The sequence below is a fragment of the Nocardia sp. NPDC055029 genome (assembly GCF_053608525.1).
The window spans coordinates 1-14160 of sequence record NZ_JBSGVQ010000033.1; the positions used below are offsets into that span (position 1 = coordinate 1).

Consider the following 14160-nt stretch of genomic DNA (forward strand, 5'->3'; position numbering starts at 1 on the left):
CCTCAACCGGGGGGTATGAGAAGCGGAACCAATAATAATATTGGCACTGACATTCATCGACACACTATTGAGTTCTCAAAGAACACACGCACAAGGAGGACCACCGGCTCTCGTCCGATCTCCTCCAGGGCAACTGTTCCAGCCTAACCGTGCTTCCAGGCGATGTCAATCGTAACGCTGGTCACCCGATGAGGCAATGCCAGGCGCACCCCGTCCTACCTCGTTTTCCCTACGCCCGCTCGCCCTGAGGGCCAGCGTCTCGGCTCCGGGTTGGTGTCCGTGTCGCTCTGACTTCCAATAAGTTACGCGCCGGATAACTCCGCGTCAAATCGCCTGGACAGCACGGGATCTGCGCAGGTCAGCGCGTCGGACCCGGCCGCTGCGCCGGCCTGAATCACACGAATGTGATTCAGGCCTCCGCCGCGAGGTCAGGCTATCCGCCGGACGCCTGCCATGTTCTTCTTGCCCCGTCGCAGCACCAGCCACTCTCCGTGCAGGTAGTCGGCGTCGGACGGGGTCCACTCGATGTCGCTGATGCGCTCGTTGTTCACCGACGCACCGCCTTCGTTGACCACGCGACGCGCCGCTCCCCTGCTCTCGGCCAGACCGGACGCGACGAGCAGATCAACGATCGTGTTCGGTTCGCCCGGCACGACCTCGGCGACCTTGCCGTCGATCGCGGTTTCGCGCAGGGCGGCACCCAGCGTCGACTCCGGGAGTTCCCGCAGGTCACCGCGGCCGAACAGGGCCTGGCTCGCCAGTTCCACCGCGTGGGTCTCGGCTTCGCCGTGCACCAGTGTGGTCATCTCGGCGGCCAGGCGCTTCTGCGCCTCACGGGCGAACGGGCGTTCCGTAGTGGCCTGTTCGAGCTCGTCGAGTTCTTCCCTGCCGAGGAAGGTGAACCAGCGCAGGTACCGCACGACATCGGCGTCGGCGGTGTTCACGAAGTACTGGTACCAGGCGTAGGGGCTGGTCAGCTCAGGGTCGAGCCACAGGCTGCCACCGCCGGTGGACTTGCCGAACTTCTTGCCGTCGGCCGAGGTCACCAGGGGAACGGTGAGCGCGTGCACGTGCGCGCCGTCGACGCGGCGGTTCAGCTCGACGCCGGCGATGATGTTGCCCCACTGGTCGGAGCCGCCGACCTGCAAGGTGCAGCCGTATTCGCGGCGCAGCTGCAGGTAGTCGTTGGCCTGCAGCAGCATGTAGCTGAATTCGGTGTAGGAGATGCCGTCACCCTCCAGCCGCCGCTTGACGGTGTCGCGGGCGAGCATGACGTTGACCGAGAAGTGTTTGCCGACGTCGCGCAGGAAGTCGACGGTCGACAGCGAGCCGGTCCAGTCCATGTTGTTGGCGATCACCGCGCCGGTCGGCGAATCGTCGAGGTCGACGAAACGCTCGAGCTGGGAGCGGATGCGCTGGGCCCACTCGGCGACGGTGTCGGTGGAGTTCATCGTGCGTTCGCCGACGTCGCGGGGGTCACCGATCAGGCCGGTGGCCCCGCCCGCGAGGACGATCGGCCGGTGACCGGCCCGCTGGAACCGCTTCAGTGCCAGCAGCGGGACGAGGTGACCCGCGTGCAGGCTTGCCGCGGTGGGGTCGAAGCCGGCATACAGGGTCAGCGGCGCGGTAGCGGCTGCCGCCCGCAACTCGTCCAGGTCGGTGGACTGCGCGATCAGGCCGCGCCAGGTCAGTTCGTCGAAGATGTCGCCGGTCACGGTGCTCCATCTTTCCGTACTCGTTCCACCGCCCGCGCGCAGGCCGGGCGGTGTCGGGCCGACTGGGTGTTCAGACCCGCACGCGGGTGATCCAGGCGGCGAGCTCGGCTTCGACCTCGTCCCGGTTGACCTCGTTGAGCACCTCGTGGCGGGCGCCAGGGTAGATCCGGTACGTGATGTCGGTCAGGCCCGCGTCGCGGTAGCGCTGGACCAGCTGGTCGGACAGGCGTGTGCCGTCGTTGAGCGGATCCTGGTCGCCGACCATCACGTACATCGGCAGGTCGGTGCGCACGGTGCTCGGATCGTTCAGCCGCTGGTGGGCGGTGGCCGCGAGCTGCGCCATATTGGTGTCGTCGACGGCGAAGCCACACCAGGGGTCGGCGAGGTAGGCGTCGACCTGCGCTTCGTCGCTGCTGATCCAGTCCGCGTCGGTGCGCGTCGGCTGGAATCCGGCGTTGAAGAACGCGGTCAGGTCGCCGCCCGCGGCCGCGATGTTGTCGAAGAGCCCGTCCACCGCCGTCGACCCGCACAGCACGACCTCGTCGACCAGCGCGGAGTGGTCGAGAATGTACTGCTGTACCGCGAAGGAGCCGAGGCTGTGCCCGAACAGGGTGACCGGCAGCCCGGGATGACGTTCGCGCAGCAGTTCGGTCAGCGTCACCAGATCGGCGACCAGCAGGTTCCAGCCGTCGTCGCCGAGCTTTCCCGGCTCGGAGAACATGCTGTACCCGTGGCCCCGGTGGTCGCCGGCGTAGACGGCGTAGCCGAGGCCTGCGAGTGTCGTGGCCAGGTGGCTGTAGCGGTCGGAGTGTTCACCCATGCCGTGCGCGATCTGTACCACGCCCACCGGTTCGACAGCGACGGGCAACCAACTCCGGACGTGGATGGTGATGCCGTCACTGCTGGTGAAGGTGAACACGAATACTCCTGCGGAAGGCGTCGGGCATGTGGACATCGATCGTCGCACCGGAAGTGGCCCTGACCCCATAGGATTCGCCAACGAGTTCCGCGGCGCGACCTTGTGTCCGCGGACAAACCCACCTTGTCCGCGGACGCCGAAAATCGCCGGACCTGCTCGGCCCGGCGATGCTCAGCGCGGTCGGTGACTCACCGAACCAGCGAGGTGATGGTCTCGCGGCGCTCATAGCCGATCCAGGCGAAGATCGCGGCCAGCACCAGCGGGAAGATCGCCATCTCGGGCTTGTCGGCGATGAAGGCCTGCGTCGCGGCGGCGAGCACGGTGAGCACGGACAGACCCGCGGCGGCCAGGGCACTGAGCCGCGGCACCATCAGGCCGATACCGCCCGCGACCTCCGCGACTCCGATGAAGATCAGCAGCCCGAGCGGGATGGTCAGGTTTTCGGGCGGGTTGTCCATCAGCATGTTCGGGATGACGAGCTTCGGGCCGCCCGAGGCGATGATGAAGAACAGGCCGAGCACCACCTGCAGTGTCCACAGGACGCGGTTGCGGATCTTGCCGGGGCGGTGGACGGCGGCGCTGGAGAAGGTCGCGGAGGAGGTGGCGGTGGTGGTCATGTCGTGTCCTTCGGTTCGGTCGCGCTCGGTGGGTAGCGCGTTCACCAGATAGGACGTGGCCCGCGTTGCGAATTCATCGCCGCCGCGAAACTTTTCTCGCGACCGGTTCGGGCGCACGTGGACTGCGCCGGTAGGTGGACACCGCGGGTGAGGCGGGCAGCCAGAACCGCCACGCGACGTCGGCGGCCACACTCACCCCCACGCGCGGCCCCACGGCGATCTCGGCCTGCGGGACAGCGGGATTCAGCTCGAGCCGAATCTCGGAGTACGGGTCGAACAGCTCGGTGCCGTAGTCGTCGAAGGTGAAACCCAATGCGCTGCCGAGATTTCCGGGACCACGAGCCAGGTCGACATCGGCACGCGCGGCAGGGCGGCGGGCGCGGGCGAGATCATGACCCGCGATGACCTCACCCGCCCGGAGCAGCACCGCCGAGGCAGCACCGTCGAATCCGGTGGTCACATTCGCGCAGACGTGGATCCCGTACGAGCGGTACACGTAGAGCCGCCCGGCCGGACCGAACATCACCGCATTGCGGGCGGTCGGCCCCGGCCAGGAATGGGCGGCGGGATCGGGCCACAGCCCGGCCGGATCGCTGCCGTAGGCCTCGACCTCGACGATGCGCACGGCGACCGGCCCCGACGACAGGGTCGCGCCGAGCAACCTGCGCGCGGCGGTGGGTGGATCGACGGTGAGTTCCTGGGCGGACACGCTCGTCATTCTGGCCCATCCGGGCGTGCGGGCAGCGCAGCGGGATTCAGCCGAGCAGGTCGGTGCCGCGGTAGAGGCCGGCCAGCTTGCCCGGGTTGACCTGGAAGCGCAGGTTCTGGATGCGGCCGCCGACGAGGTCGAAGGTGAAGGCGGCGCCGGGGTTTCCGCCGAACGAGGCGAGGGTGCCCAGTTCGCCGTTGATCTCGGCGGTGCTGAGTTCGATGCCCGCCGAGGACGGTTTGGCCAGCACGCCGAGGATCCAGCGGGCGACGTGGTCGGGGCCGTGCAGTGGTCTGCGCGCCGCGGTGACGACGCCGCCGCCGTCGGACCAGCAGGTGACGTCGGGAGCAAGCAGGTCCATCAGCGCGTTCAGGTCGCCGCCGGAACAGGCTGCCATGAATTGTTCGGTGATGTGGGCGCGGGCGGCCTTGTCGGTGTCGAAGCGCGGACGCCGCGACTGGACGTGGTTCTTGGCGCGGTGCGCGATCTGCCGCACGCTCGCCTCGGTCTTGTCGAGCGCCTCGGCGATCTCGGCGTGGGTGTAGCCGAACACCTCACGCAGCAGGAATACCGCGCGTTCGACGGGGGTCAGGGTTTCCAATACCACCAGCATCGCGGTGGAGACGGTGTCGGCCAATGCGGCATCCTCGGCGATATCGGGTGAGGTCAGCACCGGTTCGGGCAGCCAGGGGCCGACGTAGGCCTCGCGGGTCACCCTGGCGGAGGTGAGCCGGTTCAGCGACAGGTTGGTGACGGCGCGGACCAGGTACGCCTTCGGGTGCTGAACCGCGGCGTGATCGGTGTCGTTCCATTTCAGCCAGGCGTCCTGCAGGATGTCCTCGGCGTCGGTGACGGTGCCGAGCATCCGGTAGGCGGTCGAGAACAACAGACGGCGGTGCTCGAGGAAGGGGTCCTGGTCCGGCATGGGTCAACCATGGCGCATGCTCCGTCACTGCGGCGAGTTCGGGCGCCGGTTCGCACGAAACCGGCGCGTGGGTGATGGCGGGGGCGGACTCACGCGTTCGCGCGAGTCGCCTTGCCGCCCTTGGACAACTGGACGCTCATGGTCATCCGCTTGCTCGCCTTGAACGTCGGCACCGGGCTGCTGCTGACCATCTCCTTGTAGGTCCTCGCCGCCCAGCCGGTCAGGTAGATGCGGCGCGGGGTGTCGTCGGCATGGGTGAACTGGATGACCGCGTCGCGGCGGCCCAGGCTCACCGGCTGATGGAAGTAGCCGAAGCGGAACGGCCGCACCGGCTTGCCGCGCAGCTCGGCCGCGATCGCGTCGGCGGCGTAGGCGGCGGTGGGCAGGCCGCTCTGGCAGGTGCCGTGGACCTGGCCCCAGGCCTGACGCACCGCGGCGGCGTCGCCGACGGCGTGAATCGTGGGGTGCGACACCGACTTCAGCGTGGGATCGACCGCGATCAGGCCGCGCCCGTCGGTCGCGATACCCGCCTCGGCGGCGAGCGGCGAGACCCGCACGCCGCTGGTCCACAGGGTGAGGTCGGCGTCGATCCTGGTGCCGTCGGCGAGTTCGACCGCGTCGGGCAGCACCTTGGTGACGCGCAGGCCGGTCGCCCGGACGATCCCGAGCCGGTCCATCGCCGTGTTCAGGTAGGCGCGGGCCTTCTCGCCCATCATCGCGCCCGGCTCGGTCGCGCTGATCAGGGTGACGCGCAGAGCGGGGTGGCTCTCGGCGATCTCGGTGGCGGCTTCGATGCCGGTGAGGCCGCCACCGCACACCGTCACCGTGCCGCCCGCGGCGGCGAGTTCGGTGAGCTTGCCCGCGAATTCGTGGGCGAGGCGCGGATCGTTGAGCGTCCACGCGTGCTCGGCGACACCGGGGACGGCGGTGGTGTCGGTGGTGCTGCCGAGCGCGTAGACCAGCGCGTCGTAGGGAAGCTCGCCGGAACCATCGACGTGCACACGCTGTGTCTCGGGGTCGATGGCGGTGGCCCGGCCCTGGACGAATTCGATGCCGGTGCCGTCGAGAAGTTCGGGGATGTGGTGGTTCGCGAGTTCCTGACCGGCGGCGATCTGGTGCATGCGCAGCCGCTCGGTGAACCGCGCCGACGGGTTGACCAGGGTGATCCGGACGTCGAGCTTGCGGGTGCGCCGGGCGAGGCGGATCGCGGCCAGCATGCCCGTGTAGCCGGCGCCGAGGACGACGATGCGGTGCGTGGTGGTGTTCATGGCGATGCTCCTTGTCGGTGGGATGTCGATAGGACAAACGACCCCGCCGGATCGTGACAACCACTCGATGTGACCCGCATCACATCACCGTCTGGGTGCGCGGAGATATGCCGCTACCTGCGGAAACATCGGCGCGATCAGGGTGCGAGCCAGGGTCCGATGGGGGGCGCTTCCCGATGTGCGACCACTGTCGGCCTCCCTACCGTCGGAGCATGGCTTCCCCTTCTCGACCCGGCCGCCTGCGCCGGGTACTGCTCGGCGCGGGCGCACTCGCTCTCACCCTGGTGCTCGCGATCGCGGGCCTGGTGACCTGGACCTGGGCCGGCGCCGACATCTCCACCGTCGGCACCACCGAATTCACCAGCCCGCTCGCGATCCCCCCGCAGGCCGCGTCAACCGTCGAACCCGACGGCACCCGCGTGTTCACCCTCGATATGCAGACCGGCACAACGGAATTCGAGCCGGGTCGCGCCACCGAGACCTGGGGTTTCAACGGCAGCTACCTCGGCCCGACACTGCGCGCCGCCCGCGGCGACAAGGTGCGGGTTCGCGTGCGCAACCAGTTGCCCGAGGCCTCGACGGTGCACTGGCACGGCATGCACCTGCCCGCGGCGATGGACGGCGGCCCGCACCAGATGGTCGAGGCGGGCGCGACCTGGACGCCGGAATGGACAGTCGCACAACCCGCTTCGACGCTCTGGTACCACCCGCACCCGCACGGCGCGACCGAGGACCACGTGCGCCGCGGCCTGGCGGGCATGTTCCTGATCGACGACGACACCGCGCTGCCGCTGCCCGACACCTACGGCGTCGACGACATCCCGGTGATCGTGCAGGACCTGCGCCTGCGCGGCAAACGCCTCGACGGCAGCCACACCGTCTTCCGCGATATCGGGTTCCTCGGCGACCGCACCATGGTCAACGGCACCCTCGCGCCGTACCAGGAGGTCGGTGACGAACTGGTCCGGCTGCGGCTGCTCAATGCCTCGACCGCGCGGATCTACAACTTCGCGTTCCGCGACAGCAAGCGATTCTCGCTGATCGCTTCCGACGGCGGCCTGCTCGAACGGCCCGAATCGCTCACCGCCGTGCAGCTTTCGCCCGGTGAGCGCGCCGAGATCGTGGTGCGCATGCAGCCCGGTGAGCGCGCGGTGCTGCGCAGCGAGCGGCTCGACGCGGGCCTGGATTTCTGGTCCAACCGGTTTTCCGGCGGCGACGACCGGTTCGATGTGCTCGAACTCCGGGCCGCCGACACTTTGCGCCCCTCCCCCGAGCTGCCCGCCGCACTCGTCGCGCCGTCGACGCCGGACGGCTCGGATGCCGCCGTGGAACGCACCTTCGATCTCACCCTCGCGGGCATCAACGGCTCCCCGATGGCGATGGATCGCATCGACGCGACCGTCACCCGCGGCACGACCGAGAAATGGATCGTCCGCAATGCCGACGGGATGCCGCACAACTTCCACGTCCACGACGTGCAGTTCCGGGTGCTCGACTACGCGGGCGCGCCGCCACCACCGGCGTTGACCGGACCCAAGGACACGATCTTCCTGCCGCCGAACACGACCGCCACGTTGGCACTGCGCTTCGACGGACCCGCCGATCCGGACACCCCGTACATGTATCACTGCCACCTGCTCTGGCACGAGGACGTGGGAATGATGGGCCAGTTCGTGGTCGTCGAGCCAGGTCAGCAGGCCACGGCGCCCCCACGGCACGCGCATTGACTCTTGCCACGCCGACCGGGCAGCGCTAAATTCATCATGTAGTGAATTCAACACTCGATGAATTGAGGCGACCATGTCGCACACCGCACCCCCGGCCATCCAGGTCGACGGCCTGACCGTCAAACGCGGGAAACGCACCGTTCTGCACGAACTGACGCTCCATATCCCACGCGGCTCGATCACCGGTCTGCTCGGCCCGTCGGGCTGTGGCAAGACCACCCTGCTGCGCAGCATCGTCGGCACTCAGATCGTGGAGTCGGGCACCGTCACCGTGCTCGGCGATCCGGCGGGCAGTGCGGGGCTGCGCCGCCGGGTCGGTTATGTCACCCAGGCGCCGAGCATCTACCCCGACATCAGCGTCCGCGAGAACGTCGCCTACTACGCCGCGCTCTACGGCCGCGACCGCGACGACATCGAATCAGCGCTCACCGCGGTCGGTTTGCGCGAGTACGCGGACCAGCTCGGCGATCAGCTCTCCGGTGGTCAGGAGACCAGGGCGTCGCTGGCCTGCGCGCTGGTCGGCAAGCCGGAACTGCTGGTCATGGACGAACCGACGGTCGGCCTCGACCCGGTCCTGCGGGTCGAACTGTGGAAGCAGTTCCGTGAACTGGCCGCGGCGGGAACGACATTGCTCGTCTCGAGTCACGTGATGGACGAGGCCGACCACTGCGATCGGCTGCTGCTCATGCGCGAGGGCAACCTGCTCGCCCAGCTCAGTCCCGACGAACTGCGCGAACGCACCGACGAGCAGAACCTCGAGACCGCCTTCCTCACCCTGATCACGATGGGAGAGAGCGCATGACCACCATGACCCTGCGCCCCTACACCGCCACCACCGGCCGGATCCTGCGGCAGCTGCGCAACGATCACCGCACCGTGGCCATGATCCTGGTGGTCCCTGCCCTGCTGATGACGTTGCTGTACTTCATCTATCAGGACGCGCCGCGCGCGCCGCACGCCCCGCTGACGATCTTCGACCGGGTCGGCATCACCATGCTCGGCATCCTGCCGTTCATCGTGATGTTCCTGATCACCGCCATCGCGATGCAGCGCGAACGCACCTCGGGCACGCTGGAGCGGCTGCTCACCACGCCGTTGCGCAAACTGGATCTGCTGGCCGGGTACGGCAGCGCGTTCTCGCTGGCCGCCGCGGCGCAGGCCGCCGTCGCCTGTCTGGTCTCCTTCTGGTTGCTCGGCATGAACGCCGCGGGCAATCCCGGCTGGGTGATGCTGATCGCCATGGTCGACGCGGTCTGTGGCGTGGCACTCGGCCTGCTCGCCAGCGCGTTCGCGCGCACCGAATTCCAGGCGGTGCAGTTCATGCCGGTGGTCGTGGCGCCGCAGATCTTCCTGTGTGGCTTGCTCGTTCCGCGCGATCAGCTGCCCGGGTGGCTGGAGGCGATCAGCAATGTGATGCCGTTGAGTTACGCCGTGGACGCGCTGCAGCAGGTGTCGCTGTATCCGGAGCCGACCGCGACCATGTGGCGCGATATCGCGGTGGTCGCCGGGTTCGCGGTCGTGGCCCTGTGCCTCGGTGCGGCTACCCTGCGTCGGCGGACGCCCTGAGGAACGAGGAGAGGGACACCCATGAGTGACGGCGAATCCGGTTCCGGCACAGCCAGATCCGGTCGCACCGGGCGCAGGCCCGGCAATACCGATACGCGCGCGGCGATTCTCGACGCGGCCCGGATCCGGTTCGCCGACACCGGTTTCGACAAGACCTCGATCCGGGCGATCGCCGGTGACGCCGACGTCGACCCCGCCCTCGTGCACCACTACTTCGGCACCAAACAGCAGTTGTTCGCCGCGGCCGTGGAGTTCCCCGTCGATCCGGAGGCGACGCTGAACGCGGTCGACCACGCGCCGCTCGACGAGCTCGGACAGACCATCGTGCGCGCGGTGGTCGGGGTGTGGGACTCGCCCGCCGGCCCCGGCATCGTCGCGATGGTGCGCAGCATATTCGGCGGCGGCGAGGTGAATCTGGCCCGCTCGTTCCTGCTCCAGGTGGTGCTGGAAAGGGTGCGGGCCCGGATCGCCACCCCCACCGACGACGGCAGGGCGCGGGTTGCGCTGGCGGCCGCGCAGATGGTCGGGGTGCTGACCGCCCGCAAGATCGTCGGGATCGAACCGCTGGCGTCGATGCCGATCGACGAGGTCGTGGCCGCCGTCGGCCCCTCGATGCAGCGCTACCTGACCGGTGATATCGGCGGTGCGTGATTCAGCGCGAACGCACCCGGACGATCGCGGGTGGGATGTCACGCAGGATCGGTAGCGCGGCGAACAGGGACAGGGTCGTGGCGAGCGGACCGTGCGCGGGTCCGTAGGAGCTCACCATCACCTCCTCGACCGCGGGACTCCACGACCGGAGCAGCGCGGCGATCTTGCTCCGCTCGACGCCCCACGGCATCCGCGGGGCGGTGTAGTCCGGCGTCTTGTGGAATCCGCGCATCGTCTTGCGGGAGAACCACGGTGGGATGGTGTCGAACATCAGCTCGACGCCGGGGAAGCGTTCGAGGATCACGGTGACAAGGCGGCGCACCTCGTCGGGTTCGAAGTACATGAGAAGTCCCTGCGCTGTGACGAATACGCCGTGCGTGGGATCGACGGCGTTGAGCCAGGTCAGGTCGAGCGCGCTGATCGGCAGGTACCGGCACCGCCGCGACGGCGGCAGGAATCGGCTGCGGATCTCGATCGCCTCGGGGACATCGACGCACAGCCAGCGCACCGAGCCGTCGTCGCAGCGCTGGAACTGGGTTTCCAGCCCGGCGGCGAGTTCGACGACGGTCGCGCCGGGATGGTCGGCCAGCCACGGGCGCAGCGCCTCGTCGAAGCGGGCCGACCGCACGGCGTGGGTGCCGTCGGGTGGGCCGAAGGATCGCTCGTAGTCGAAGGCGATGGTGTCGTAGACGCGTTCACAGTCGGGATCGGTCAGGACCGCGTCGGCGCGTTTCACCTCCGACCCGCGGTTGTGCAGGGTCCAGAGCATGGTCAGCGGAATGCCGCTCAGGGCTACATCGTCGGACATCGGAGGCACCTTCTCGCGCTCGCCGGATGAAATCGACGTCACCGCCACGGGACGGCGACTGAGGTAACCCTAACTCCGAAGCGGGGTGTTTGGGGACCCCAGGTTCGCCGCGCCGGTCAGGACTGGGCGGTGAAGAACTCGTGCTCGGCGTCGGTGACGTCGCGGGCCTCGTCGATCAGCAGCACCGGAATGCCGTTGTCGATCGGGTAGGCACGGCGCAGGCGCGGGTTGTAGAGCACGCTCGCGTCCGACTCGGTGCGCACCAGCTGCAGCGGGCCCTTGTCCTGGGGGCAGGCCAGCAGGCTGAGCAGGGTTGCGTCGATGGTGGATTCGTGCGCCATGTCCCTAACCTACCGCGCCCGCCGGAACGAGATGTAGCGGTGCCCGAAGAAGCTGAGCACCGCGACCAGACCCATCACGATCACCGACGCGGGTGCGGCCGGGAAGTCCAGCCCGGTCACCGCCACCTCCACCAGGACGACGTTGAGGACCAGGCCGCCCACGTTCACGCCGCAGAAGGCGACGAAGTCGCGCAGCAGGTGCCCGCGAACCCGGAACACCAGGGTGCGGTGCAGCACGAACGCGCCGACCGTGCTCACCGCATAGGCCGCGACCACAGCCAGACCGGGCCTGCCGTCACCGAACACACCCAGCCAGAACACGACCAGCGCCATGCCGAGCAGGGTGTTGAACCCGCCGACGATCGCGAACGCCAGCTCCTGGCGTTTGACGATCCGCAGCAGCGGGCCCGGCGTTTCGAGCACGCCGTGGGCGGGCGCCGCTTCGGCGGTCATCGCACCGCGTCCGCTAGCTCGGCGTCATCGGGGATCGACTCGGCCGCGGGCGCCGTCTGCTCGTCCTCGGGCTTGCGCCCGCGCACGTACAGCCACTGCAACAGCGCGAGGCCGAGCAGGCCTGCGACGATCGCCGCCCCGCCGATCTTCCAGCCCGGCGGACGCCAGGTCAGTTCGAGATCGCCGTTGCGGGTGCCCGCGGGGATGTCGACCGCGACGAAGCTCTTGGCGACGACCGTGAACGGCACGTCCTTGCCGTTGATGCTGACCCGGTAGCCCGGCCAGCCGAGACGCGCGAACACCACGCGGCCGCCGGTCTCGGAGCTGACCCTGACCCGGCTGGTGGTGTCGGTTTCCGACACCGAGACCGCGGTGCCGCCCTCGACCGCCGAGACGCGGCCGTTGCGGGTGGAGATCAGGCCGTTCTCGCGTTCGAGCACCGCGATGTACTTCTCGTGGCCGGGGTAGTCGACCCACTTCCAGCCTGCGGGCGCTTCCTGGTTGCGGGCGTCCGGGGAGAGCGCGCGCTGGAGTACGACGCGGTCGACGTTCATCAGATCGACGATCGTCTTGCCGGTGGACGGTTCCACCGCGAACGCGCGCCGATAGGCGTCGGGGCAGACGCTGGTGTCCCAGCGCATGCACAGCATGTCGCCGAACCAGAAGTGCCCGTTCGGGGTGTACCCGCTGACGTAGGTCAGCTCGAGATCCTTGGCGTAGTTGCCGAACACCAGCGAGCCGTACGCGCCGTCGAGCGTGCGCTCCCCCGGCTGGATCAGCGCGCGATCACCCAGCTGCAGCGTGGTGCCCGCGAAATCGGGGAACGCGGCCATCGCCGCGCCGCGGTCGCTGGGCAGGTTCCAGCTCATCGGGGTCGGTTGCGCGCGGTCGACCTGGAAGTACGCGATCGGGAACACCGCTACGATCGCCAGCGCGACCGCGGCCGAAATGCCCTTGTTCACCGCGAGCCACACCACCCCGGCGCCGAGCGCGGCGAGGACCAGCGCGGCCACTACGTGGACCACCCAGTTGTGCGGATCGGCCGAGAACGACCGCACCCACAGCAGCCCGATCAGCACCGCGGCGGCGATGCCACGCGAACGCCAGTCCTTGAACGTCGCGAAACGGCCGAGCAGCACGCACACCAGCAGCAGCAGACCCAGCGCCACCATCGGCAGCACACGGGCAGGCCAGCGTAGCGGTCCGATCGTGCCGGGACCGGCGGTCCACATGAGCGCGGCGATCGCGAACAGCGCGATCCCGCTGAGCTCACGCCACGCCTCCCGCGCCTTACCCCAGTCGATGAACGCCAATGCCGGGATCAGGAACCAGGCGATGTAGACCACCGGCAGCGGCTGCACATAGCCCCACCACGAGGTGAACGCGGGCAACGTCGATGGCAGGCTCGCGTTCAGCGATTCCGACCACGGCACGGTGAGGAACTGGTCGTTGTTGATCTGGGCGGTGCCGCGCCAGGTCACCTTGGCCGACAGCATGCTGGGCAGATAGGTCGCCAGCCCGGCCAGCGCGGCCAGACCCGAGACCAGCAGCAGTTTCAGCGAAGGCCGCCAGGTCTTCTGGTAGATCAGCTCGCCGACCGCGACCGCGCCGATCATCAGACCGGCCTCGACCGCGGGGAAGATGTACTGCACCGAGATCGCCAGATACAGGTAGACGAACACCGGGATCGGCCCGCCGCTACCGCGCGCGTAGCGCACCCCCGACGCCCACGCGTGCACCATCCACGCGGTGCCGGTGAACGCCGTCATCCAGCTGGCCTCGTCGAAGAACAGCAGCCAGCCCGTGAACGGGATCGACACGCCCGCCAGCGCCGCCCACTGCACCTTCGAGCCGTAGGCCAGGCAGATCCGGTAGACGCCCAAGCCGAGGATGATCGCGAAGATCAGCTTCACCACGGTCGCGTACAGCACGAGATTGCCGACCGACGGCGCGATCAGATCGATCAGCAGCTGCGGCGGATTCAGCAGTCCCGCTTCTTCGATCGCATAGTTTCCGGCCATCCAGTGCTCGGGCACCATGACCGGCAGATCACCGTCGCGCAGCCGCCTGCCGAGCATCACCCACAGCGGGACGTACTGGGATTCGGTGTCGTCGGTGTAGAAGTGCCTGGCGTTGGCGAGCAGAACCGCGCCATAGCCCGCGATCACTCCGAGGGAGGTGATCAGGCCCCACAGGTACACGGCACGACGGGGAGGGGTTCTACTTTCCACCACGAGGACCAGACCCTACAGGCAAGCGCCCACACCGGCACCGCCGCAGGGCACATCCGCCGCGGACCCGCGGCAGGCGCCCGAGCAGCGCCACGGGCCGCCATATACCGATGTTAAAGTGCGCTCACTGTTGGGTTTCTCCACGCGCTCGCCCTCATACACCGAAAGTCGACGATGCCGATTCCTTCCGCACATTCGTCCCGACCCGGCGCAGTCCTGCGTGCCGGTGC

14 protein-coding genes are annotated in these 14160 nt (G+C 68.5%); 4 read left to right on the forward strand and 10 right to left on the reverse strand.

Going from position 1 to position 14160, the window contains the following annotated elements:
• Nucleotides 1–428 precede the first annotated feature (428 nt).
• The 6 genes from tyrS to ACWF9G_RS24950 form a co-directional block, all read right to left on the reverse strand.
• Nucleotides 429–1715, reverse strand: a complete 1287-nt coding sequence (gene tyrS, locus ACWF9G_RS24925; RefSeq protein WP_379306856.1) for a tyrosine--tRNA ligase — start codon at nucleotides 1713–1715, stop codon at nucleotides 429–431.
• Nucleotides 1716–1785: 70 nt separating this feature from the next.
• Complete coding sequence (locus ACWF9G_RS24930; protein WP_452518241.1) at nucleotides 1786–2634, reverse strand: alpha/beta hydrolase; 849 nt, start codon at nucleotides 2632–2634, stop codon at nucleotides 1786–1788.
• A gap of 188 nt (nucleotides 2635–2822) precedes the next feature.
• On the reverse strand, nucleotides 2823–3251 hold the full coding sequence (locus ACWF9G_RS24935; RefSeq protein WP_452518242.1) for a DoxX family protein: 429 nt from the start codon (nucleotides 3249–3251) through the stop codon (nucleotides 2823–2825).
• Between the two features lie 73 nt (nucleotides 3252–3324).
• Nucleotides 3325–3960, reverse strand: coding sequence for a DNA-3-methyladenine glycosylase (locus tag ACWF9G_RS24940; RefSeq protein WP_452518244.1), 636 nt, complete (start codon nucleotides 3958–3960; stop codon nucleotides 3325–3327).
• Nucleotides 3961–4006: 46 nt separating this feature from the next.
• Complete coding sequence (locus tag ACWF9G_RS24945; RefSeq protein WP_452518246.1) at nucleotides 4007–4885, reverse strand: RNA polymerase sigma-70 factor; 879 nt, start codon at nucleotides 4883–4885, stop codon at nucleotides 4007–4009.
• A gap of 89 nt (nucleotides 4886–4974) precedes the next feature.
• Nucleotides 4975–6153: an NAD(P)/FAD-dependent oxidoreductase gene (locus ACWF9G_RS24950; RefSeq protein ID WP_452518248.1), complete on the reverse strand. Its 1179-nt coding sequence runs from the start codon at nucleotides 6151–6153 to the stop codon at nucleotides 4975–4977.
• A 212-nt stretch (nucleotides 6154–6365) separates the two neighbouring features.
• Here ACWF9G_RS24950 and ACWF9G_RS24955 point away from each other — a divergent pair, with 212 nt between their 5' ends.
• The 4 genes from ACWF9G_RS24955 (at nucleotide 6366) to ACWF9G_RS24970 (ending at nucleotide 10097) form a co-directional block, all read left to right on the forward strand.
• On the forward strand, nucleotides 6366–7880 hold the full coding sequence (locus tag ACWF9G_RS24955; protein ID WP_452518249.1) for a multicopper oxidase family protein: 1515 nt from the start codon (nucleotides 6366–6368) through the stop codon (nucleotides 7878–7880).
• Nucleotides 7881–7953: 73 nt separating this feature from the next.
• Complete coding sequence (locus ACWF9G_RS24960; protein WP_452518251.1) at nucleotides 7954–8682, forward strand: ABC transporter ATP-binding protein; 729 nt, start codon at nucleotides 7954–7956, stop codon at nucleotides 8680–8682.
• Between the two features lie 5 nt (nucleotides 8683–8687).
• Entirely contained in the window at nucleotides 8688–9446 is a 759-nt protein-coding gene (locus tag ACWF9G_RS24965; protein ID WP_452518328.1) for an ABC transporter permease, read from the forward strand.
• A 21-nt stretch (nucleotides 9447–9467) separates the two neighbouring features.
• A complete protein-coding gene (locus tag ACWF9G_RS24970; protein WP_379306872.1) occupies nucleotides 9468–10097 on the forward strand; it encodes a TetR/AcrR family transcriptional regulator in 630 nt (209 codons plus the stop codon).
• Between the two features lies 1 nt (nucleotide 10098).
• Here ACWF9G_RS24970 and ACWF9G_RS24975 read toward each other — a convergent pair whose 3' ends face one another.
• From ACWF9G_RS24975 to ACWF9G_RS24990, 4 genes are all read right to left on the reverse strand, one after another.
• A complete protein-coding gene (locus ACWF9G_RS24975; protein ID WP_452518253.1) occupies nucleotides 10099–10905 on the reverse strand; it encodes a class I SAM-dependent methyltransferase in 807 nt (268 codons plus the stop codon).
• Between the two features lie 116 nt (nucleotides 10906–11021).
• Complete coding sequence (locus ACWF9G_RS24980; protein WP_378857006.1) at nucleotides 11022–11246, reverse strand: Trm112 family protein; 225 nt, start codon at nucleotides 11244–11246, stop codon at nucleotides 11022–11024.
• Nucleotides 11247–11255: 9 nt separating this feature from the next.
• A complete protein-coding gene (locus ACWF9G_RS24985) occupies nucleotides 11256–11699 on the reverse strand; it encodes a GtrA family protein (RefSeq protein WP_452518256.1) in 444 nt (147 codons plus the stop codon).
• Nucleotides 11696–13930: a hypothetical protein gene (locus ACWF9G_RS24990; protein ID WP_452518257.1), complete on the reverse strand. Its 2235-nt coding sequence runs from the start codon at nucleotides 13928–13930 to the stop codon at nucleotides 11696–11698. Before ACWF9G_RS24990 ends, ACWF9G_RS24985 begins: the two co-directional genes overlap by 4 nt.
• Between the last annotated feature and the right edge of the window lie 230 nt (nucleotides 13931–14160).

Excerpts from the sequence above, each read along its gene's own strand:
- ACWF9G_RS24965 (WP_452518328.1), top strand. The coding sequence starts at position 8,688 with ATGACCCTGCGCCCCTACACCGCCACCACCGGCCGGATCCTGCGGCAG.
- ACWF9G_RS24970 (WP_379306872.1), top strand. The coding sequence starts at position 9,468 with ATGAGTGACGGCGAATCCGGTTCCGGCACAGCCAGATCCGGTCGCACC.
- ACWF9G_RS24975 (WP_452518253.1), bottom strand. The coding sequence starts at position 10,905 with ATGTCCGACGATGTAGCCCTGAGCGGCATTCCGCTGACCATGCTCTGG.
- ACWF9G_RS24955 (WP_452518249.1), top strand. The coding sequence starts at position 6,366 with ATGGCTTCCCCTTCTCGACCCGGCCGCCTGCGCCGGGTACTGCTCGGC.
- ACWF9G_RS24945 (WP_452518246.1), bottom strand. The coding sequence starts at position 4,885 with ATGCCGGACCAGGACCCCTTCCTCGAGCACCGCCGTCTGTTGTTCTCG.
- ACWF9G_RS24985 (WP_452518256.1), bottom strand. The coding sequence starts at position 11,699 with ATGACCGCCGAAGCGGCGCCCGCCCACGGCGTGCTCGAAACGCCGGGC.
- ACWF9G_RS24935 (WP_452518242.1), bottom strand. The coding sequence starts at position 3,251 with ATGACCACCACCGCCACCTCCTCCGCGACCTTCTCCAGCGCCGCCGTC.
- ACWF9G_RS24960 (WP_452518251.1), top strand. The coding sequence starts at position 7,954 with ATGTCGCACACCGCACCCCCGGCCATCCAGGTCGACGGCCTGACCGTC.
- ACWF9G_RS24980 (WP_378857006.1), bottom strand. The coding sequence starts at position 11,246 with ATGGCGCACGAATCCACCATCGACGCAACCCTGCTCAGCCTGCTGGCC.
- ACWF9G_RS24950 (WP_452518248.1), bottom strand. The coding sequence starts at position 6,153 with ATGAACACCACCACGCACCGCATCGTCGTCCTCGGCGCCGGCTACACG.